Source organism: Streptomyces sp. TLI_185, assembly GCF_003814765.1.
In the GTDB taxonomy this organism is placed as follows: domain Bacteria; phylum Actinomycetota; class Actinomycetes; order Streptomycetales; family Streptomycetaceae; genus Streptomyces.
This window is the reverse complement of the sequence record NZ_RKRB01000002.1, coordinates 215,546-236,018: the sequence shown is the minus strand read 5'-3', so window position 1 is coordinate 236,018 and position 20,473 is coordinate 215,546. Positions and strand designations below refer to the sequence as shown.

The following is a 20,473-nucleotide window of genomic DNA, read 5'->3' as shown; positions in this document are numbered from 1 at the left end:
GTCAGTCCGCCTCCCTCAGCCGGCTGATGCCGCCGTGTCCGGTGTTGGCGCGCTTCTCGACGAACGCCAGGTTGTGGTAGAAGTGCAGGCCCCCCACCGTCTGGTCGGTGAGCTGCGGCCGGCGGCCAGCCCGCGCCGGATACTCAGCGTGGTTCAGCCCGTCCACCAGCGCCTTCAGGAATCCCACGCTCGTGCCTGTGTCATCGTCGTAGGCGCCGTGAAAGCTGGGCCAGTACGACGTCTGCAGGTCTTCGACCACGTACAGCCCGCCGGGCCGCAGCCGGGGGAACAAGGCACCGAAGGCCGTCACTACATCCGCGCTGACGTGGCTGCCGTCGTCGATGACGACGTCGATGGGCCCGATCCGGTCGGCGAGGTCGCTCAGTGATGCCGGATCGGCTTGGTCGGCCACGACGGTCTCGACGCGTGGCTCCTGGTGGAAGCTCTTGTCCGTGACGTCCACGCCGTAGATGAGCCCGCGTCGGAAGTACTTCTTCCACATCCGCAGGGAGCCGCCGCCGGCTGCGGGGTCGTCGTATCCGCCGATGCCGATCTCGACGATCGTGACGGCGCGGTCTCGGTAGGGCGCGAAGTGGTGCTCGTAGTGGGGCGTGTACTCGTGCACGCCCCACTTGTCCGAGCCGTGCCGCAGGGCGAGCTCGGCCAGGCGTGGCGTGCCGTGCCCGTCGAGCGCCGCCAGGATTCGCTCGACGGCGGGAAACACGGGCGGCGGGTCGAAGTAGACGCGCGGGTCGTCGTGGTCGCGCCAGAACACGGTGCGGGTCGCGGCGGACTGTTCCCCGGACGGCCCGAACAAGGACCGTGCGGCCTCGGTCAGGTCCTGGGTCACCACGGCTTCGGGATCCTGCAGTTCGCCGGACCGGTGGGAGACGCCGGAGCGGCTCACGTTGAGCACCCACGGCATGGTCCGGGATCCCTCGAACACCAACTGGATGTCGGCGGAGCCGCTGAGTGCTCTGGTCTCGACACGGCCGGCGAGTTCGGCCGCGAGAAACGCGGCGGCCTCGTCGACGCCGATCCGTTCGATCTCCTCTCGGGTGTGCGACGGCGTGCCCCCGGCACTGTCGATGAGGGCTCGCGCCACATGTGCGGAGTCCATGCTCTCTGCCCTCCTGGACGGTCAGAATCGGTAGCGCAGCAGCCGGTAGGCGTAGCGCAGGGGCCGCACCGAGCGCATGGCGCCCAGGACGAGGCGGTCGCGTGGCGGGAGCCGGTCGGCGTACGGCGAGTCGCACATGGACCACTCGTCGAGTGCCTGCAGGCCGGGCACGGCCTGTTCCAGGTCACGTGGGTTATCGACGGCCCAGCCGAACGACGCGCCGGTCTGCCTGACGAGGCGGGCGTAGCGGGCGATGTGCCGGGTCCACGGGAGCACCGCGTCGAACAGGATCTCTCCGCCCTGCAGACGATCGGTGATGTTCCGCAGCATCGCCAGGCCGTCGGCTTCGGCGAGATAGGGGGCGAGGCCCTCGGCGACGACCAGCGCCGGCCGGTCACCGGGCACCTGGGCCAGCCAGTCCGCTTCGACCACTGACGCGGCGAGCATGCGGTAGCCGGTGGACTCCTGGAACAGCTGGCGCCGCAGATCCATCACGGCTGGGAGGTCGACATCGAACCAGAGTGCGGTGTCCGGTACGTCGATGCGCTGTGCCCGGCTGTCCAGGCCGCATGCCAGGTGCAGAACGACGGCGTCGGGGTGGGCGCGGAGAAAGGCTGCTGTCCACTCGTCGAGCTGTTTGGCTCTGAAGGGGACCGTGCGGCGGTCGCGGCCGGCGAAATTCATCTTGCGGAAGTCGTAGTCGAGATGGCGCATCAGCTCCTCGGCGTGGGTGTCGCCGAGTACCGGCTGCGGGGCCCGGTTGTCCAGCGCGCGGACGTAGAGCGGCGCGAGCAGGGTTTCCTGTACGCCGGTCAGCCGGACCTGCGCGGGTGTGTGCCGTATCCGGTCCAGGCTCATATCGGCCTGCACTCGAGCATCGACCACCGGTACTCGGGCTGGTTGGCCAGCTCGAACCCGGTCGCGGCGAACAGCTGATGCCATTCGGGGAGGGTGCGCTCTCTGCCTCCGAACAGGACGAGCATGTCGGCGTCGAGGAACTTGCCGTGATCCCAGCGGTTGTCCGGGGACATGACGACGTCGAAGACGAGGAGTGTCGCCTGGCTGTTCCCGATGGCCGTGCGCAGACGGTGCAGCAGCTCCAGCACCTTGTCGTCGGACCAGTTGTGCAGCACGCCCTTGAGCAGGTAGGCGTCGCAGTCGCCGGGGATCTGCTCGCGGAAGAAGTCGCCCGGGACGACGGTGACGCGGTCGGCGACCCCGGCGTCGGTCAGGCGCGCCGTAGCGGAAGCCGCGACCCTGGGCAGGTCCATCAGGACGGCTGTGGTCTCCGGCTGCCTGCGCAGGACCTCGGCAAGGAACCCGCCGTCGCCGCCGCCGAGGTCGGCGATGCGCCGGAAGCGCTCCAGCCCGAGTTTCGGCAACTCCTCGGAGATCAGCCGGCGGCTCCAGTGCAGCATGAATCGCTCGAAGAACTCGCCCGCCTCCGGGTGGCTCTCCAGGTAGGCGTAGAAGGACTGGCCGAACGCCTCGTCGAAGGCAGGTGCGCCCGTGCGGACGCTGTGCAGGATCCTCTCGAAGGGACGCAGCGTCAGGTCCATGGTGTTGTACCTGACCAGGGGCAGTACGCTCCCCGGGTGCCCGGGGCGCAGCCCGTCGGACAGGGGCGTTGCCGAGAAGACCTTCTCCGGCCCCTCCTTGAAGATGCCCACGGACGCCGCGACGCGCAGGATCCGGTACAGGGACAGCGCGTGCGTCCCGGTCTTGGCGGCGAGCTCGTCGACCGTGAGTGAGCCGTCTCCGATGCGTTCGGCGATGTCCAGTTCGACGAGGACGTGGACGATCCGGGCGAGGCGGCCGGCCCCGGCGAGGAGCAGCAGGCGTTGGGCGTGCAGGTCGGTCGGCAGTCCGCCGGCTACGGCCCGTTCCTCGTGTGTCGTACTCATACCGTCTCCTTGGCGACACGCTCTTCGATCAGCTGCTTGATCCGGGTCATGTTGAGGCGGGTGTTGCGGTCGAGCCGCTCGACCATCGCGGCGTCGTCGAACGGCGCCTCGTCCTTGACCTCGAACTCCTGCATCCAGCGCATCTCCACGCCGTCCGGTGTCTCGCAGTAGGTCCACTTGAGGTGCATGAAGCGGAAGGGACCGGTCTCGATGCGGTGCGCAAGGACGGTGCGGGAGGCCTTGTCGGGGGTGCGGCGGGAGACCCATGACCAGACACGGCCGTCGGCGTCGGGGCGGGTGGTGAGGCGGAACTCGATGGCGTCGCCCTCGCGCCGGAGGACCTCCACCTCGGCGTATTCGGCGAACAGCGTCGGCCAGGACTCGACGTCGTTGGTCATGCTCCAGACGACCTCGAAGGGGGCCTGGACGACGATTGTGTTGTCGGTGGCGGCCACTAGGCGGACACCGTCCGGCTGTTGACGAGGTCGAGGGTCTGGCGCGGGGTCATGGTCTCGAAGACCTCCTCATCGCTGATCGCGATTCCGTGCTCGCTTCCCAGCTCGGCGAAGATCTCCAGGACCGCCACTGAGTCGTATCCGAGGTCCTGGTAGGAGACATCAAGGATGTCGCCGTCCAGGGCGGCGACATCGGAGTCTCCGGCGCATCGGCGGATGGTGGCAACGAGTCCGTCGAGTGACAGCAAGATGGTGCACCTCCAGAGGGAACAGTCAGACGCGGGTGAGGACGACGGCGGAGTTGAAGCCGCCTGTCCCGCGCGCGATGACCACGGCGTTCTTCAAGGGGAGTTGGCGCGGGTGGCGGAGCACGAGGTCGAGCTCCGCAGGGGCGTCGCGCGTGCCGACGGTCGGTGGGATGACGCCGTCGCGCAACGCCAGCAGGGCGGTGGCCACGTCGAGAGCTCCGCCGCCCGAGTAAAGCCGTCCAGTCATAGTCTTCGGGGCCGTGACCGGGACGTTCGCGGGCCCGAACACCTCGGCGAGGGCTGCGACTTCGGCGCGATCCTGTTGCGGAACTCCAGCAGCATCCGCGAAGACGACATCAATGTCGTCCGCTTCGAGCCGGGCCCTGTCGAGGGCGAGTCGGATGGCCCGTGCCAAGGCCGGCGGACGTCTCAGACCCGGCCGTGGGTCGAACGTCGAGGCGTGTCCGGCGATACGGCCGTAGACGTGGTCCGCGGCGCGGGCGCGGGCGTCCGCCGCCCGTTCGACTATCAGCGCGGCACCGCCCTCGCCCGGCACCCACCCGGTAGCGTCCGGATCGAAGGGCACATAGGCCCGTCCGGAATCACGCTCGGTGCTCAGCAGCCCGCTGGGGATCTGCGCGACGAGGCCCCAGGGGCATACGGACGCCTCGAATCCGCCGGTGATCGCGGTACGTAGGGTGCCTTTGTCCACGAGGCGAGTCGCCTGGGCTGCGGCGTCCAGGCCCCCCGCCTGCTCGGCCACGGCAACCGAACTGTGTCCGCGCAGGCCGTGCCGGATGGAGATCTGGCCGGTGTTGACGGCGTAGAACCAGGCGAAGGACTGATAGGCGCTCACCTTGCCCGGCCCGCTGCCCCACAACTTCTGCAGTTCTCGCTGGCCGAACTCGAACCCGCCGGCCGCGCTCGCCGTGATCACCCCGGTGGCGAACTCGTCCTGCTCGGCCGGACGGGCTCCGGAATCCTGCAGCGCCCAGTCGCTGGCGACCAGCGCGTAGCGGGTCATCCGATCGGTCTGCGGGAGCAGCCGGGACGACAGGTACTGTGCGTCGTCGAAGGCCCCGACCTCCCCCGCGACATGTACGGGGTATTGCTCGGCGTCGAACGCCTCGATGGGACGCAGACCGCTGCGGCCTTCCAAGGTCGCCGCCCAATAGGCGTCCGTTCCCACGCCGTTGGGTGCCACGACTCCGAGTCCTGTGATCCAGCCGGACGTGGATGCGTTCACCACCGGCCCCTTTCGGGCCGGGTGAGCACGGCGGCGCTCTGGAAGCCACCGAAGCCGCTGCCCACGCTGAGCACAGTTTCCAAGGGCGCTTGGCGGGCCACGTTCGGCACGTAGTCGAGGTCGCACTCCGGATCCGGTTCGGCGTAGTTGGCCGTAGGTGGGATCACGCCGTGTTCCATGGCCAGGACGCAGGCGGCGAGTTCGAGGGATCCGATGGCTCCCAGAGAATGCCCGATCATCGACTTGATGGAGCTCACCGGTATCTCGTGGGCATGGCCCGCGAAGCTGCGCTTGAACGCCGCGGTTTCGTGCCGGTCGTTCTGCCGGGTCCCCGAACCGTGGGCGTTGATGTAGTCCACGTCGGTCGGACAGCGGTGGGCTTGCCCAAGTGCGGCGTCGATCGCCGCAGCCATCTCCCGGCCATCGGGCCGCAAACCGGTCATGTGGAAGGCGTTGCTGCGGGTCGCGAAGCCCGCCACTTCGGCGAGGATGCGCGCCCCGCGCCGCATGGCGGCTTCCTTCTCTTCGAGGATGAACACCGCTGCCCCCTCGCCGAGCACGAAGCCGTCTCGGCGCCGGTCGAAGGGACGGGAGGCGTGTTCGGGGTCGTCGTTGTTCGGCGAAGTCGCCTTGATCGCGTCGAAGCAGGCAACCGTGATGGGCGAGATGGGGGCGTCCGTGGCGCCAGCCAGTACGAGGTCGGCCTGCCCGTCCTGGATCAGCTCCGCGCCGCGTCCGACGGCGTCGAGTCCCGAGGTGCATCCGGTGGAGACGAGTGTCACCGGCCCCTCGGCTCCCACCTCCCACGCCACTTCACGGGGGATGGAAGTGGGGACGAAATAGTCGAAGAGCTGCTCAACGGCGAGTGTGTGGTCGACCAGCCAGCTCTCGCCGCCCCGGCTGACCCTGGCGTACTCGGTGTCGAGACTGGTCGTGCAGCCGACAGCGCTCCCGATGCTGACGCCGACCGTCTCGGGGCGCAGGCCGGCCAGTTCGAGCCCACTGTTCACCACGGCCTCGCGGACGCAGGCGACGGCCAACAGCACGGCCCGGTCCCGGTGGGCGATCTGCTCGGAGGTGAAACCTTCCTGCTGTGGATCGAAATCAATCTCCGCCGCAATCTGAGAGCGGTACGGCGAGGGGTCGAAGGAAGTGATCCGTCGCGTTGCGGTACGGCCTGAACTCAGCAGATCCCAGAACTCCTTGACACCGACTCCGCCGGGTGCGCGGACGCCGATGCCGGTGATCACGACCTGACGGCTGGTCACAGCACTCCCCCAACCGCGGGCGGGGTGTCGTCGGGATGGGGTACCGGTTCGGTGTCCACGTGGCCGAGTTCGGGACGGGGCGCGAGTGGGCTGATCTGGAAGACGAGACGGACAGGTGTGGCGGCTCGGTTCTCGAAGCGGTGCCGTCGGCCGCGGGTGACCAGCAGCGCCTGATGAGTGTCGAGGCCGATTTCCTGTCCGTCGACCTGGACGACCACGCTACCCGTCACGACGTACAGGTACTTGTCGGAGTAGGGGTGATAGTGCTCGGTGACCCGCTCACCGGGTTCGAGATCCAGGGTCCCGAGGAAGCCGTCGGTCGCTCCCGCCGACTTCGGGGTGAGCAGGGCCCTGGTCCGGCCTCCCTGCCGCGTCGACGGAGTCACGTCGTCAACGCCTATGATGGGCGGTGGTATCTGCGCGATCACGTGCGTTCCCCCTCAGGCTTCCCAGGTGTAGATGACTTCGGCCTTGGAATCGGTGAGCTGGCTCCACTCAGACGAGTACGGCGTGAGGTACTTGCCGACCTCGGCGTTGACCGCCTGGAAGCGGGGATCGTCGCGTGCCTGGAGCAGATCGGACAGGACGTCCGCATCGGCCTCGATGAGATGCATGTACAGGTCGTGAAAGCGGAACAGGGTGCGGCGGGTCAGCCCGATCTCCTCGGGCAGCCCGGTCGTGTCGTGGTCCGCGAAGGCGGCGGCCACACGCTCGGCGTCGGCCGGGTCCATGCGCAGAACCATGAGTGCCCGGTACGCCATCAGCGGCCCCCCTCGGCGATGTGGGCCAAGGTGCAGGAAATCGACCTGGGGGTGGAAATCCCGCGGCAGAACGCGAAGTGCTCCTGCAGCTCGGGCAGAGCGTGCATGGCGCGGAAGCGCTCCTCGCTCTCCCACTGTGCGTAGTTGAGGACCTGGCTGCCGTCGTGGCTGAGGTGGAAGTTGGCGGAAACGAAGCCGGGAAGGTGGCGGATGGTCCGCTCGGTGATGTCGACCAGGTGCCGGTAGAGCTTCTCCTGGTCATCCGGCGACACGGTGAAGATGTTGACGAGCGTGTAGTGCTGGTCGTCGAGAGAAAGTCGCGACATGTGGGGGAACTCCTAGGCGACAGTCAGGATCAGGCGCGGGCCAGGATCTGGTCGAAGACCTGCTTCAGCACGGCTTCCGGGTCGTCCGCGGCTTTCTCGGACCGCCAGGCGACGAAGCCGTCCGGGCGAAGGAGCAGGGCGCCGGTGTCATCGATCCCCGTGGCGTCGGCGAGTGCGCCGTCGGGGTCCGTCAGCGTCGTGCCGAGGACGTGAGTGGTCAGCGGAATGCCGGCGGCAGCAGCGACGCGCCGGGCCGCGTCGGCCCAGGGTGCCTGGGCGGAGAGTGCCAGGAGGACGAAGTCGTCGATCGCGAGGTCGACCGTCGAGATCCGGCGGCCGTTGTGGTTCAGCCACACGTGGGGAACGCGCTGTCCCGGCCTGCCGGTCAGGTCGAGCTGCTGTGGGATCGCCGTGTCGAAGGCCGGACCTGCCACCGCCGAGGAGGTGTAGCGGTAACCGGCCGCCACCACCTTGGTGTCGATGAGCCTGGCCCCCAGGTCATCGTCGCCGTCGAGCCGGTAGGTGTGACGCATCCATGCCTGATCGGCGATCTCCGCCCCGACCGGATGCCGCTCTCGGTGGTAGGTGTCCAGCAGAGCGTCGCCCGCGCGGTCCTGCAGGACCGCCGCGAGCTTCCAGGCCAGATTGTGGGCATCCTGGATCCCTCCGTTGGCGCCGAAGGCGCCTGCGGGCGGATGCACATGAGCTGCGTCGCCGGCCAGGAACACCCGTGCGCTGCGGTAGGCGTCGGCGACGTTGTGCGACATCTCCCAGGGCTGGGTGAGCTGCACGTCGATGGGGATGTCTGTGACCCCCAGGGCGTTCCGGATGATCTCCTCGCAGCGCTCGGTGCCGAACTCGTCACCGCCTGACCGGTAGGCGTCGCAGAAAAACCCGAAGATCCACCTGTTCTCGTCGAACGTCTGCAGTACGCCCGGGGCCTGCGGGTTGGCGATGTAACTGATGACGAACCGGCGGCCGTGCAGAACCGGATCGAAGTCGGCCTTGAACAGCACGCTCATCGCCTTGCCCAGCGATCCGTGACCGGTGCTGGAAGTACCCAGCGTTTGCCGGATGCCGCTGCGAACGCCATCCGCGGCGATGACGTACTGCGCCCGAACGGCGGTTTGCTCCCCCGTGCCGCGATGGCTGATCACCGCGTCCACGCCGTCCGCGTCCTGCTCGAGGGACTCCAGCTGTGTGTGGAAGCGGATGTCCGCGCCGCGACGGAGAGCCTCATCGCGCAGGATCGGCTCCAGCTTGTCCTGCCCGCACCACTGAGCACGTGCCGGACTGACGTCCGCCACGTCGAGCGACGGTTCCTCGACGATCACGGCGTTCTTGATGTCGGCGAGGTCGCGGCTCCGCAGGACCACCCACGGAATTTGGTCGGCCGGCTGGCCGAGTTCGCGCCACCGTTTGCCCTCTATGAGCTCAAGACTGCGGTCGACGACCGTGTCCTCCAGGCCGGCATTGCGCAACAGCTCCATCGTGCGTGCGTTGATACCCGACGCGCGGGTCAGGAAGGTGGTGCTGCGGTGGCGCTCCACTAGCAGGCAGTGGACGCCTTGTTGGCGCAAGAAGACCGCTGCCGAAAGGCCAGTCAGCCCACCGCCGACTATGAGCACGGGAATGTCTGTCTGTTCCATCGCTCTCCGTCCCACTCGACACATCGATGCATGTGACAATGTCTGCTACAACGACAGAAGGGGAAGACGGAGACAACAGGCAGCACAAGGTGGCTGCACATCGCCCCCGTTGCCGCCATCGTATAGATCACTGGCGACAGCACCTTGGTATCACTGGTGCTGCCGCCCCAGTCAATGACGGACGGGGGAGATGGCTCGTTTCCGGTGGGCTGCGGAAACAGCGTCTAGCTCGCCGAATGCCTGGCAGTGCCAGGTTTACAGCGGGAGCTGACGCCCGATGATTCAAGCCAGAAGACATTCCGATGGTTTAACCCACGACCAACTCCGGATAGCCTCCAACTGGTTGGAGTGTCCAAGGCAATCTCAACCTGATTACGCCAACGGGTCACTCACCCCGCTTTATTCAAACAGGTTACGCAGCCTGCTTCACCTGCCGGAGGTGGCGAATGTGACTTTCCCGTGAAGAGTTCCGAATACTGAAACCCTCAGCGTGCTTTGACAGCGAGTCGCCAAAGAGAGGTGACCTCACGTGATCGGGCAGCGTGGAGCGGGTCGGCTGGATCATCCGCCTTGGGATGGTGAGGTCTGGCGTCCAATCGCCCCACCACCTCAAGTCCCGCTGCCGCGAAGAGATCAAGCAGGTCATCACGGGTACGCAGCCCGAGATGCTCGGCGAGATCCGACAGGATCAGCCATCCTTCCCCACCTGGTTCGAGATGGCCGGGCAATCGCCGTAGAAACTCACGCAGCATTCGGCTGCCCGGGTCGTACACTGCCGACTCCAGTGTGGAGGTCGGTTTCGCAGGCAGCCATGGAGGATTGCACACAACGAGCGCGGCGCGACGCCGTGCTGGAAAGAGGTCTGCCTCCGCCACCCGCACGTGCGCCGTCAGCCCCAACCGCTCGACATTTTCCTGCGCACAGGCCAGCGCCCGTGGATTGAGATCGGTGGCGACGACCTCGGTCATGCCACGCCGAGCCAGCACCGTGGCCAGCACCCCGGTCCCGGTGCCGATATCGAAGGCAACTGGCTGCACTGAGCAGGCATCAGGAAGTGGCGCTTGCGCCACCAGATCAACATATTCGCCGCGGACAGGGGAGAAAACACCGTAGTGGGGATGGATACGCGCTCCACCCAAGGCTGGCACCTTCACCCCTTTGCGGCGCCATTCATGAGCTCCGGTCATGCCCAGTAGAGCAGTGAGAGAACATACGAAGGGCCGATCGAGCGGGCATCCCGCCTCCGCACATGCTGTGCGTATGTCGGGGGAACGACGCAGTGACAGTACGGCGCCCTCGTCCACCGCGACAAGGAGGCTACCGAGCACCTTGGCTCGAAAGGCCTGTGCCTGACGGTACTGATTGAAGGCAATCGCAGAATCCTCCGCGGGACGACGGCGTCGGCGGTCGATCCTCCTCTTCATGGCGGAAAGCAACTGACGCGCATTGTGAAAGTCTCCGCACCACAGCATCGCCGTGCCTTCGGCCGCTATATGGTAAGCGGCATCTGCCTTGATCCGGTCATCGGCGAGGACGATGCGCCGCGGTGGAACGGCGGCGTTCTCGGAGTGCCATAAGGCGGTGCGGCCGCGGCCTTCGGTGTCGGTCCAGGTGACCTGGTGTTCAATGTCGGTCATCAAGATGTGTTCCTGTCCTCCTTTTTGACAAACCGTCAATCGCATGTGACCAGCACAAATACGAGAGCGGACGGATGCTGGGGTACGGCGGACGAGAGCCGACTGTTAGTGGCTCACCGGCTCGTGGCCCGCTCCTGGCGGCTGCCTCCACAGGAAGCAGGCAGGGATGAGGCAAACCACCATGAGTCCCAGGCAGCAGCTGAAGGTCATCGTGAAGGTGTCCGAGATCAGACCAATCGCACTGGCCCGTTGCTCCCGATCAGCCAAGGCCGTGGTGGCCACCAGCTGACCTTGGCTGACAGGAACATCGAACCTGCTGGCAAGGCCGGCTGCCAGCACGATCGCCATGACCGCGGAACCGATCGCGCCGAAGGCCTGCTGGATGATATTGGCCGTGGTGGAACCACGCGCCACCGCAGGTCCGTTCAGCAGCTGCAGCGCGGAAGAGATGATCGGCATCATCGTGGCACCGACACCGAGACCGGTAACGAAAAGCCCGGGCGCAAGCATGCTCCAGTACCGGCTAGACGGATCCACCTGGGTGAAGACCCCAAGACCGGCCGAGATCAGCAGCAACCCGGGGACGACCACCTTGCCCGGCCCGATCCGATCGGCCAGTCGCCCAGCCATCGGCATCGTCACCACGGCTCCAAGACCGAGCGGCAGCAACTGCACGCCCGCCTCCAGGGCACCAAGCTGACGCACCATCAGGAAGTACGTCGGGAGCACGATCATCACGCCGAAAAAGGCGACAGCAAAGACCGCCATCGTGGCGATGGCCACGCAGAAGCGCCTGTTGCGGAACAGCCCCAGATCCAGCAAGGGATGTTCGATCCGATTGGCGCGCATCACAAAGCTCACGACGAGAAGCAGCCCGAGGACAGCCGGCACCCACACGCCCAGTGTGACGCCGTCGGACCGTGGGATGTTGGAGATGCCGTAGAGCAAGAGGGCCACGCCAGGCGAGAGCATGAGCATTCCAGGCAGATCGAACGTGCCGTTCGCCGGTTTGCCGTCACGGGGCAGGTAGCGCAGGGTCAGCCCCAGAGCGAGCAGACCGATGGGCACATTGAGGTAGAAGATCCAGCGCCAACTGACCGATTCGACCAGCCAGCCACCAAGGATCGGCCCAGCCAAGGGCCCGAGCAGCATGGGCACACCCAGCAGGGACATAACCCGGCCCACCCTGGCGGGTCCCGCCTCCTTGGTCAGGATGGTCATGCCGGCGGGTGTCAGGATGCCGCCTCCGAGTCCCTGCAGTACGCGGAAGGCGATCATGGAACCGATGTCCCAGGCGAGCCCCGCCAGGACCGAGCCGATCAGGAACAGGGTGAGCGCGAAGGCGTACAGCCGTTTCGTGCCGAAGCGTTCGGCCGCCCAGCCGGTCGCGGGGATCACCGTGGCCAGCGCGAGCATGTAAGCGGTGGTGACCCATTGGATGGTGTCAAAGGATGTGTGGAACTGGACGATCAGGCTCTGCAGCGCGATCGTCACCACGGTGGTGTCAAGGATCGCCATGATCGATCCGGCGATCACCGCGGCGGCTACTTTGAGCAGCGCACCGTCGATCCGTGAGGACTGAGGGGTGTGGTCGGTAACGTGGGCAGCACCCACGTGTGATTCGGCTGACGCCATGTGCGAGAGAACTCCTGCGTAGACATCCCTTGTTGGGAGTGCGCGTGTACCCGGGATGAGACAGCCGACATAAGTCGGGCCTCGTGCCACGGGAAAGAAGATCCTCCGAATGCACTGCCAACTCGATGTCCACACGTGAGAAACCGCGTGTCAGAGCTGAACAGCAGCTACGGGGAAATGTCACGCCCCGCCTTCGTCAAGGAAGGCGGTGAGCCGGGATGGCCTAGCGAACGTAGAGCGCGTGTGCAGGAGCAACCATGTCTGCAACGTATCACAGCCCCGGTGTGCGGGGCAGGCCGCCCACCTCTGCAGGCGGCGGCCTGCCCTGCACCACGCGGGACATCGTGGCCGGAACCAGCCGGTTTCAGCGCGGCAGTTGAGCCGTCACGAACGCACACTCACCGAACACCGCCGCAAGCGCGCTGTCTCGGGGAACGCCCAGCATGTCGACGATGCCGGCGAACTCTTCGTCGAGGGGCACACCCAGTCGACGGCCACGGTCGAGCACACTGTCGACGGTCACGTTCCAGCCGATCTCACGCAGACGGTCAGCGGCAGCCTGGCGGGGCTCGGCATTCCACATGTCACCGATGTCGACGCCGAGCGAATCGCTGGTTCCCTGCATCGTCGGATGGGCGGCGAAGCGCTCCACGACGTCCGTCGGCATGAACTCCACGCAGACCTGGCTGCCGGGCGCGGACAGCGCGGTGATGGCACTGAACATGTCGGCCTCCGCCTTTGCCGGCAGATACGGTAAAAACCCTTCACCAATCCACGCCGTCGGCCGGGCGGGATCAAAACCTGCCGCCCGCAAAGCGCTCACCCAGTCCTTGCGCAGGTCCACGCCCACCGCGTAGCGGTCGCAGCCGGCCGCCACACCCAGGTGCTGCATGACCTCTGCCTTGTACTGCAGGACTCCCGGCTGGTCGATCTCGTACAGGACCGTGCCGGGCGGCCAGGGCAGCCGGTATGCGCGGACGTCGAGTCCGGCCGCGAGCACGACGGCCTGGCGGACACCGTCCAAGGCGGACGTTGCGAAGAAGTCGTCGAACACGCGGGAGCGGACGCCCGTAAAGCGGGAGGACATCATGGAATCGGGTGCGGCGTTGGCTTCGGCGACACTCGTCGGCAGCGGCTTCGGCGCCCGTGCCGCAAGTACTAAGTCCCTCGCGTAGGGGTCATCGACGAGCCGATCCGGCCGGTCACTCTCGACGGCACGCGCCGAACAGGCGGCTAGAGCCGTCAGCCCCACACTGACAGTTATATCCCACTCATCATATTTAGCGTTCATGGAACCTCATCTCGGTTGGTCGGGCGGGCTAGGTCGCCCAATGGGCAGGACGACAGGAATGGCACGCGGACCGGACTCTGGAGACCCACAATCGAGCGATTGCTTGCTCCTGGATAGGGTCGTACCCCGTCTGGCAGGAGGAGCGCACCGTCGCCATCGGGGAGGGCACGAAAGCCAAGTCCGATACCTTGGCGACGCCCAGGGCCCGGTCATTGGCTTCATGCAGCAGGGCCGTACCTCCAGCGGCCACACGTGGGTGATCACACCTGCAAGCCCACGAAGACGTCAAGGGCTACATCTCAGCCACCGGCCATGTACTCGACTTCGCTGACGTCAGCGAGATACGTACGGTGCAGACATCATGATGCGAGGGGAACAGATTGGCTTGATCCAGGCTCGGCGTATGTCCATGCCAGCAAGCCGACGCTGGAAGCAATACGACTCGCCTTCGCTTCGTCGCCGGTGGCCGGCAAAAGGAGCGGTTGCCGGCGACACGTGGGCGGTCAGCCTGCCCACCGAGGCAACAGGCGCCCGCGACGACAGCAAGCGCGTTGCCTCGCGGCGCAATCGGCTTCGAGTTCGGGCCCCGGCTTCCACCCCTGAAAGACGAGCTCTTGCTTCTCGTCGTCGACCCACACCGTGGGTGACTCGTGGTCTCCGGTGTGCGGGTCGATGCCGACGAACAGTAGCGGCATGGCTGCCTCCGTAGGGGAGTTGTGCAGGACTGTGCGACACCGCCACTGCGCTGGTGAACCGTGCGCGACACGCACGACCCGGTTAAGCGGGAGCCGAGGCAGTCCTGCCGGCGGCGTCTGGCCGACGGCCTCAAGGCCGTCGGCCGCATCGAGCCTCTGGTCGCCCTGGCGGTGCAGATCGGCTCGCTCATCGTCACCGTGACCAGCAACTGGCCCGGTAACCCTCACGGGTGACCGGGCCAGGCTGAAGGAGCTGATGACAGGCCGCCCCGGGGTGGAGCGGGCAGCAACGCGCCCGGGGCCGGCCGCACGCCTTCGTACCGCCACTGTGCCACGTCCCGGGTCATCCCACGACGGCTACGTCCCGACCTCGCGTGCGAGACCGACGTCGAGGGCATGGACGTCGGGAGACAGCTGGCCAAACAGCGCAAACCCGGAGGCCTGGCAGGATCTGACGGGCGGGCAGCGAGCGTCTCGTCGCCGTCACCGGTGCGGCGGCTCTCAGAACGTTGTGCCGGTCGGAGCCTGCCGGAATCCGGCGGCGATCTCGTGGGGGCGTGCGGGCACCGTGTTCGGGCCGACGCGGACGTAGAACTCCGCGCGCTGGCCGTCGCGGTAGGCGTACATCTGGCCCCCGCCGGAGACCTCGATGGCGAGGACCGTCTTGCCGTCGTGGTCGATCACGCGTGTGTCGTAGGGCGGCACCGGCTCCAGGGTGTCCCGGATCATGCCCACGACCTGGAGAACCTGCTTGTCGACGTTCGCACCATCGGGCAGGCCCACGATCTGCAGGTCGTCCCGGACGCCGATCAGGACGGTGCCGCCGTCCTGCGATGCGAAGGCGGCGATGGTCTTGAGCATCTTCTTCCGTGATTCGCCCTCCGGGACCTCCCGTTTGCACTCCAGGTACCGTCCCTCTCCGTTCGCCAGGAGGATGTCCAGCTCAGGGCCGAGCTGCTCCCAGACGACCGAGGCGTCGCGGGCGCGCCCGTATGCGGGAGCCGAGAAGCTGCGCCAGTCCAGCCACTGGTTCTCGCGGCGGAGCATCAGCAGGCTGTCGTGCGCGAGTCCGTGGGGCAGAGGGAAGCAGTAGGTGCCGGCGCCGTCGACGGACTGGCGCTCGTTTCCCGCCGCCCAGCTCAGCTCCAGTGCCGCGTCGTCCAGGGCCTCGCCGTCGACGACGGCCGTAAGCAGGTCGGGCCTGATGGTGATCTGCGAAAGCCAGCCCGCGCGCTGCGGCAGGACGATACGCCACAGGTCCGAGCGGTCCGCGGCGCTCTCGTGGGGGCGCTGGTGGAGGAAGGCGCTGAGGGCCTGGTCGAAGTTCAGGAAGGAAGGGCCGTCCCCGACCAACAGGTCGTAGCCCGGCTGGGGAGTGCTGTTGTCCCGGCTGATGGCCCACTCGGTGCGCGGCCACGGCGTAGTTACCCGGCCCCACTCTTCCTGGCCGCGCAGCTGATAGGCGGAGGCGCTGGAGGCCGGCGGGCCGGGGACGACGACGTGGAGGCCATCGACGTCCTGCTCGTCGCCCCGCAGCAGCGCGGCGACCGTCGGGCCGGGCAGGCACAGCTCCAGGAAGCTCGCCGTGCTGTAGCGCCAGGCGCGTTCCTTCAGTGGGGCGTCGTCGTCCAAGGTGACCTGCCCATGGTGCAGTCGCCACTGTTGTGCATCCGCGACCAGTGCCAGCCGTACGTTCACGGCGGTGCGCTCGCTGAGCATCGCCACCAGTACGGCCGTGTCCGTCTGCCCGTTGTTCGCCACGCCCGACTCCCCTCTCCCCGCAGCGTGTGGAGCCCAACCAGGCGCATCGTCACGGCCCGCGCTCCCGAGCAGGTTACGCCGGGGTATGTAAGCGGCAGGGCCAAGCACTGCTCAGCTCAGGCGGAAGCCGAGCAGCATGAGACCGACGGCCGCGGCACATGGCGGCGTTGCCCATCCGCGTGCCGCGGTATTCGAGGGGTCGCCATTTCCTGGGACGTGGCTGCAGTTTCGTGGGCGCACCCCTTGTCCTGACGGTCGCACCGTACAACCGTGCCGAAGCCCGGTCACCAGGACACGGACAGCGGCACCCACGACTTTCATACCTGGTACGAATCCGATCGAGTCGACCTTCTCCACGGTCAAGCTCCGTACCAAGGTCACCCGCGACGCCGGAAGCCCGGCCGCGGCCCTCGCGATGGTGTTCAACTCGTCGAATCCGCCCAGGCCCGCCGGCGCGCGGTCACCGGAGCCCACCTCGTCGCCCTGGTCCGGGGGGCGCCAGGTTCGAGAACGGCGTCCTGGTCGAGCGCGCCGAGGCGCCGCTGCTTGACGAGGCGTCAGCGGACGTGGTCGAGCAGCTCGGCGACGTCCGCGAAGACCCTTTCACCCGCCTCCGCGGCGGCGGGAGAAAGGGTGTCGAGGGTGAGGAATCCGTGGACCATCCCGGCCTCGCAGCGGTGTTGGACCGGAACGTCCGCGTCGGCAAGCCGGGCGGCGTAGGCGTCACCCTCATCCCGAAGCGGGTCGTGCTCCGCGGTGACTACAACGGCGGGTGGCAGCCCGGCGAGGTCTGCGGCGTATAGCGGGCTGACCCCGGGGTCGGCGCGGCGGGACGGGTCCGGGACCCATTGCTCGGCCCCCCACGCGACATCGTCGACCGTCAGGCCCCAACCCGTGGCCTTCGACCGCGCGCTGGGACAGGAGAGTGTCAGATCGGTGTTGGGGTACACCAGGATCTGGGCAGCCGGCAGCGGTCCTCCTTCATCACGAAGGCGCAGGCAGGCCAGCGCAGCGAGGTTCCCGCCGGAACTGTCGCCCATGACGACGGTCGGGCCGCCGATCCCGACACCGGAACCTCCGCCGGCCGCTGCCCACCGGATGGCATCCACGCAGTCGTCGACGGCAGCCGGCCACGGGTGCTCCGGAGCACGGCGGAAGTCGACGCTCAGCACAGCCGTGCCGGTCCTGAGTGCCAATCGACGGCATGCCCGATCGTGCGACTCCAGATCGCCGATCGTCCACATCCCTCCATGGAGGAACACGACCAGCGGCCGGAACGTCGCCGAAGGGCGGTAGAGGCGGGCCCCCACGGCAGCCGAGCCGACCGCTAGATCCTCGACGTGGTCGATCTCGGGGCCCGGAGGCCGGGCTTCAGCGCGGAGTCGTTGCGCACGCCGCAACTCCGCCGCACCCACGGCACGGGCGGGAGGTCCGGGATCCTGCCGAACAGCCTCGATGAAGGCGGTCAATTCGGCATCGGCGAACGGGAGATCGATCGGTTCGGCCATGCAGGCCAGGATGCCACCTTGACCCGAACGACCCCGGCCCGGAGACAGTCTCCTGGTCAAGAGCCTTCACCATCACTGCCTGCTGCCTGCTGCCTGCTGCCTGCTGCCTGCTGCCTGCTGCCTGCTGCCTGCTGCCTGCAGACGCTTTCCGATCCACAACATTTGACAATTGCTCGCCTCGCGCGGAGTGGTCTCCCATTCCTCGGAGAGCGGGTCGGCGTTGTCGAAGCCGGGCGGGTAGAGCGAGATCACCCGGACTCGTTGAGGTCACGCCGCGGTCGGCGGGCCCTTGGAGAGGATCTCGGTGAACCCTGCCTGGGCGCTCTTGGCTGCGTAGAAGGCGTCGTGCGCGTCCGACCGGTGGTGGCCTCGTGTTCCGCAGGCGGAGACCATCGTCACGACATCTGGCTTGTCCGAGTTGAGGAGGAGGGGAAGGAAGCTCTTCCGGCCGCCGGCGCGGCACGTCGCCCGGCAAGACGGTCATGCGGCGCGGCAGAGTGCCCCGGGGCCGGCCGGTGCCGCGGTGCGGGCCGCGGTCGCGGTACGGGTCGCGGGTAAGGGACGGGCGGTGCGGACGGTGGCCGCGCCCTGCGGGCGGTTCCGCGCAAAGACGACGAGCCGCAGCACCGCGAGCCGCGCGATGTCGGCGAGTGCGGAGGCGGACAGGCCCTCGATGAACCCCACGCCGAAGTCGTCCAGACGCCGCGCGATGGCCAGCTTGTCCGCGACCGTGAGGTTGATGCCCTCGCGCTGCGCGCCGTCGCGCAGCGTCGTGTCGAAGACGTGGAAGGAATCGTCGAGCTCGCCGGTCGGTTCCCCGGTGCGTTCGCTCGGGTCGCTGCTCATGCCGGCTCCTGTATGGGATCTCGGTCTACCGGTATGACCTGGCACCGCGGGCGTGGCCGTTCGGCGATGCTGCGTTCAGGCCCAGTGGCCGCGCAGGCGGACTCCCGCCTCCTCCGCCGGCCGGCCTGTGCTGCCCAGGACGATGACCTGGAAGGCCGCGCCGACGTAGGCGGTGATGAAGCGGGAGATCCTGCGGGTGCTGTTGCGCATGGTGGGTTGCCTGCCTTCCGGGTCCGTGGGCTGGTGGTCTTCGAACTCGCTTCGGTGTGTCACCAGTTGGTGGCGTCGTTCATCGACTGCTGCCAGTAGGTGACCTTGAGCGAGTCGTCGATGTAGGCGCCCTTCGCGGGCAGTGACGGGTGGGCGGCCCTGCCCACGTTCCCCTTGAGGGAGCGGCCGTAGAAATAGACCGTCAGGTCCTTCGCGGTGTAGCCGTTGGAGCCGCTGCCGTCGCTGGCGGACAGGCTCACCGACGCATAACCGGACTGACCCGGCTCCAGCGTGACGACCGCCTGCGGCTGCGATTCCTCGATGACCGGCGGCACGGACTGGGTGTCGGTGAACTGCACGGCCGGATAGCCGTAGAGGAAGCAGGTCCTGCTGCCGGTGTTGGTCACCGTGAGCAGCATGTGGTTCACCGGGCGGTTCAACGGAGCCGCGACCGTCCTCGTGTTGGAACCCTCGCACGTGACCGGCTTGTTGGAGGAGCCGGGCAGCTTCGACGCGGCGGTGTGCGTGGATCCCGGATCGGCGGTGGGCGTGGCGCCGGAGGAACCCGGCACGTTCGAGGAGGAGTTGGAGCCGGGCCTTACCGAAGGGGCGCCGGAAGTGGGGCTCGTGGAAGTGGTCGCCGCGGCGCCGTCGTCGGTGGCGCCTGTTGCGTCGTTGCACGCGGTCAGGGAGAGCGCGGCGAGTACGGCGGTCGCGGCGGCGGCAACGAGACGGGTGCGGGAGGTACGGAGGTTGGACATGTTGCTGTGCCCCTTCGGTGTCCGGTGGCGGTGGTGACTGGATGACCGAAGCTTGCGAGGTGATCCGTCCCAACCGCCACGCACAGCGGGCAGTTGGGGACGCTGGAACACCGAAACGCGCTCTGACCAGGGAGAACGCAGAGCCCCTGGAACGCGCGACTGGAACACGGGGGGATCCGCCGGACAGGTCCCAGCCGACGGAGACGACGGCGGCACCGCCCGCGTCAACTCCGTCTGCCCGCCCACCTCAAGTCCCGCGCAGAGGAGGCCGCCGGGCGCGAGGGCCTGTCGGTCGACGCCTGGCTGGTGCGCGCCGTGTCGGCCACGGTCGACGGCGGCACCCGGCCGCGCACGCCGGACAGGACCCACACCACCGGACAGAACGTCACCGGCTGGGTGCGCCAGGGCCTGCCTTAAAGTCCCGGCTCATTTCATCTTGTGGCAAGATCGCGGGATGCTACGACTAACCGACTTCATCATCGACTGCCCGGACACGATGAAGCTGGCAGCCTTCTACTCCGAGGTGACGGGGCTCCCGGTCAAAGAGGACAGTAACGAGCACTGGGCCGGCATCCAGCTCGGCGAGATCGAACTGGCCTTCATCCAGGTGGAGGATTACCGCGCCCCGCAGTGGCCCGACACCGAGCACCCCAAGCAGTTCCACCTCGACTTCGAAGTCGACGACATCGAGGCCGAACAGCGCCGCGTCCTGGCCCTCGGCGCGACCCTGCAGCGGGACTGCATCGACCCCGACGGCTACGGCTTCCGCGTCTACACCGACCCCATCGGCCATCCCTTCTGCCTCTGCCGCAACAAGGGTGTCACGTGGACCGATCAGGGCCCCATCTGGCCCAAGCACCACTAACGACCTCGTGCACGGTTGGCCGTGGCTCAGCGTTCAGGTAGCTCGCTGAACAGGGCATGGTGGGGGCTGGGGCGCGTGAGTTGATCGTGGCGGAGTACCGGGTCACCGGGCTGTCGCCGACGGTGACCGCTGAACTCGTCGCTGAGGTGGGGCCGTTGTGGCACGAACAGCATCAGGCACGCCTGGCGGCTCGGCCGCGGCGACGGGCTGCAGGCGCCGGGACGAAGCACAGGTTCGTCTTCGTCGACCGGCTGCCGGCCACCTTGGCCGTCGCCGCACTGCGACCT

Annotated in this window: 21 protein-coding genes and 3 pseudogenes; 4 read left to right on the top strand and 20 right to left on the bottom strand. The window is 67.5% G+C overall.

What is annotated here, in order from left to right:
* Position 1: 1 nt before the first annotated feature.
* The 14 genes from EDD92_RS49475 to EDD92_RS49410 form a co-directional block, all read right to left on the bottom strand.
* Positions 2-1,120, bottom strand: a complete 1,119-nt coding sequence (locus tag EDD92_RS49475) for a class I SAM-dependent methyltransferase (RefSeq protein ID WP_123971037.1) — start codon at positions 1,118-1,120, stop codon at positions 2-4.
* 21 nt (positions 1,121-1,141) lie between these two features.
* Positions 1,142-1,978 (bottom strand): class I SAM-dependent methyltransferase, encoded by an 837-nt coding sequence (locus EDD92_RS49470; RefSeq protein ID WP_123971036.1) that lies wholly within the window; start codon positions 1,976-1,978, stop codon positions 1,142-1,144.
* Entirely contained in the window at positions 1,975-3,024 is a 1,050-nt protein-coding gene (locus EDD92_RS49465) for a methyltransferase (protein WP_123971035.1), read from the bottom strand. Before EDD92_RS49465 ends, EDD92_RS49470 begins: the two co-directional genes overlap by 4 nt.
* A complete protein-coding gene (locus EDD92_RS49460; RefSeq protein ID WP_260327435.1) occupies positions 3,021-3,479 on the bottom strand; it encodes an SRPBCC family protein in 459 nt (152 codons plus the stop codon). Before EDD92_RS49460 ends, EDD92_RS49465 begins: the two co-directional genes overlap by 4 nt.
* Positions 3,479-3,727 (bottom strand): acyl carrier protein, encoded by a 249-nt coding sequence (locus EDD92_RS49455; RefSeq protein WP_260327434.1) that lies wholly within the window; start codon positions 3,725-3,727, stop codon positions 3,479-3,481. The genes EDD92_RS49460 and EDD92_RS49455 overlap by 1 nt, the downstream gene beginning before the upstream one ends.
* 25 nt (positions 3,728-3,752) lie before the next feature.
* Positions 3,753-4,973, bottom strand: a complete 1,221-nt coding sequence (locus tag EDD92_RS49450; protein ID WP_148096491.1) for a ketosynthase chain-length factor — start codon at positions 4,971-4,973, stop codon at positions 3,753-3,755.
* On the bottom strand, positions 4,970-6,241 hold the full coding sequence (locus EDD92_RS49445) for a beta-ketoacyl synthase (protein WP_260327433.1): 1,272 nt from the start codon (positions 6,239-6,241) through the stop codon (positions 4,970-4,972). Before EDD92_RS49445 ends, EDD92_RS49450 begins: the two co-directional genes overlap by 4 nt.
* Positions 6,238-6,627 carry a cupin domain-containing protein gene (locus EDD92_RS49440; RefSeq protein ID WP_260327432.1) on the bottom strand — a complete coding sequence of 130 codons (390 nt, stop codon included), beginning with the start codon at positions 6,625-6,627 and terminating at the stop codon, positions 6,238-6,240. Before EDD92_RS49440 ends, EDD92_RS49445 begins: the two co-directional genes overlap by 4 nt.
* A gap of 54 nt (positions 6,628-6,681) precedes the next feature.
* Complete coding sequence (locus EDD92_RS49435) at positions 6,682-7,002, bottom strand: TcmI family type II polyketide cyclase (RefSeq protein ID WP_123971032.1); 321 nt, start codon at positions 7,000-7,002, stop codon at positions 6,682-6,684.
* Positions 7,002-7,328 carry an antibiotic biosynthesis monooxygenase gene (locus EDD92_RS49430; protein ID WP_123971031.1) on the bottom strand — a complete coding sequence of 109 codons (327 nt, stop codon included), beginning with the start codon at positions 7,326-7,328 and terminating at the stop codon, positions 7,002-7,004. Before EDD92_RS49430 ends, EDD92_RS49435 begins: the two co-directional genes overlap by 1 nt.
* 29 nt (positions 7,329-7,357) lie before the next feature.
* Positions 7,358-8,977 (bottom strand): FAD-dependent monooxygenase, encoded by a 1,620-nt coding sequence (locus EDD92_RS49425; RefSeq protein WP_185124535.1) that lies wholly within the window; start codon positions 8,975-8,977, stop codon positions 7,358-7,360.
* A 485-nt stretch (positions 8,978-9,462) separates the two neighbouring features.
* Positions 9,463-10,614, bottom strand: coding sequence for a class I SAM-dependent methyltransferase (locus EDD92_RS49420; RefSeq protein ID WP_123971029.1), 1,152 nt, complete (start codon positions 10,612-10,614; stop codon positions 9,463-9,465).
* Positions 10,615-10,719: 105 nt separating this feature from the next.
* The gene (locus tag EDD92_RS49415; protein ID WP_123971028.1) at positions 10,720-12,249 is read right to left on the bottom strand and encodes a DHA2 family efflux MFS transporter permease subunit; all 1,530 of its coding nucleotides are present in this window, start codon (positions 12,247-12,249) and stop codon (positions 10,720-10,722) included.
* 364 nt (positions 12,250-12,613) lie between these two features.
* Positions 12,614-13,540 (bottom strand): SAM-dependent methyltransferase, encoded by a 927-nt coding sequence (locus EDD92_RS49410; protein ID WP_123971027.1) that lies wholly within the window; start codon positions 13,538-13,540, stop codon positions 12,614-12,616.
* Positions 13,541-14,295: 755 nt separating this feature from the next.
* Here EDD92_RS49410 and EDD92_RS50395 point away from each other — a divergent pair.
* Positions 14,296-14,469 carry a hypothetical protein gene (locus EDD92_RS50395; RefSeq protein ID WP_185124534.1) on the top strand — a complete coding sequence of 58 codons (174 nt, stop codon included), beginning with the start codon at positions 14,296-14,298 and terminating at the stop codon, positions 14,467-14,469.
* A 267-nt stretch (positions 14,470-14,736) separates the two neighbouring features.
* Here the strand turns inward: EDD92_RS50395 and EDD92_RS49400 are convergent, their stop codons facing one another.
* Positions 14,737-15,996 carry a helix-turn-helix domain-containing protein gene (locus tag EDD92_RS49400; protein ID WP_123971025.1) on the bottom strand — a complete coding sequence of 420 codons (1,260 nt, stop codon included), beginning with the start codon at positions 15,994-15,996 and terminating at the stop codon, positions 14,737-14,739.
* Between the two features lie 328 nt (positions 15,997-16,324).
* On the opposite strand from EDD92_RS49400, the pseudogene EDD92_RS52020 reads away from it, so the two are divergent.
* A pseudogene (locus tag EDD92_RS52020) lies at positions 16,325-16,526 on the top strand (IS256 family transposase); the annotation flags it as partial.
* A gap of 27 nt (positions 16,527-16,553) precedes the next feature.
* Here EDD92_RS52020 and EDD92_RS49390 read toward each other — a convergent pair.
* The 5 genes and pseudogenes from EDD92_RS49390 to EDD92_RS49375 all read right to left on the bottom strand — a co-directional run bounded on the left by EDD92_RS49390 (position 16,554) and on the right by EDD92_RS49375 (position 19,321).
* Positions 16,554-17,504, bottom strand: a complete 951-nt coding sequence (locus EDD92_RS49390; RefSeq protein ID WP_123971024.1) for an alpha/beta hydrolase — start codon at positions 17,502-17,504, stop codon at positions 16,554-16,556.
* 168 nt (positions 17,505-17,672) lie between these two features.
* A pseudogene (locus EDD92_RS52280) lies at positions 17,673-17,948 on the bottom strand (SDR family NAD(P)-dependent oxidoreductase); the annotation flags it as partial.
* Positions 17,949-17,984: 36 nt separating this feature from the next.
* The gene (locus EDD92_RS52005) at positions 17,985-18,350 is read right to left on the bottom strand and encodes a hypothetical protein (RefSeq protein WP_260327429.1); all 366 of its coding nucleotides are present in this window, start codon (positions 18,348-18,350) and stop codon (positions 17,985-17,987) included.
* Positions 18,351-18,425: 75 nt separating this feature from the next.
* Positions 18,426-18,560, bottom strand: a complete 135-nt coding sequence (locus EDD92_RS52000; protein WP_260327428.1) for a hypothetical protein — start codon at positions 18,558-18,560, stop codon at positions 18,426-18,428.
* Between the two features lie 59 nt (positions 18,561-18,619).
* On the bottom strand, positions 18,620-19,321 hold the full coding sequence (locus tag EDD92_RS49375) for a DUF4232 domain-containing protein (protein ID WP_123971023.1): 702 nt from the start codon (positions 19,319-19,321) through the stop codon (positions 18,620-18,622).
* A 190-nt stretch (positions 19,322-19,511) separates the two neighbouring features.
* Between EDD92_RS49375 and EDD92_RS49370 the strand changes: the two are divergent.
* Positions 19,512-19,738 (top strand): annotated as a pseudogene (locus tag EDD92_RS49370) (hypothetical protein); the annotation flags it as partial.
* Positions 19,739-19,775: 37 nt separating this feature from the next.
* Entirely contained in the window at positions 19,776-20,186 is a 411-nt protein-coding gene (locus tag EDD92_RS49365; protein WP_123971022.1) for a VOC family protein, read from the top strand.
* Positions 20,187-20,473: the final 287 nt, after the last annotated feature.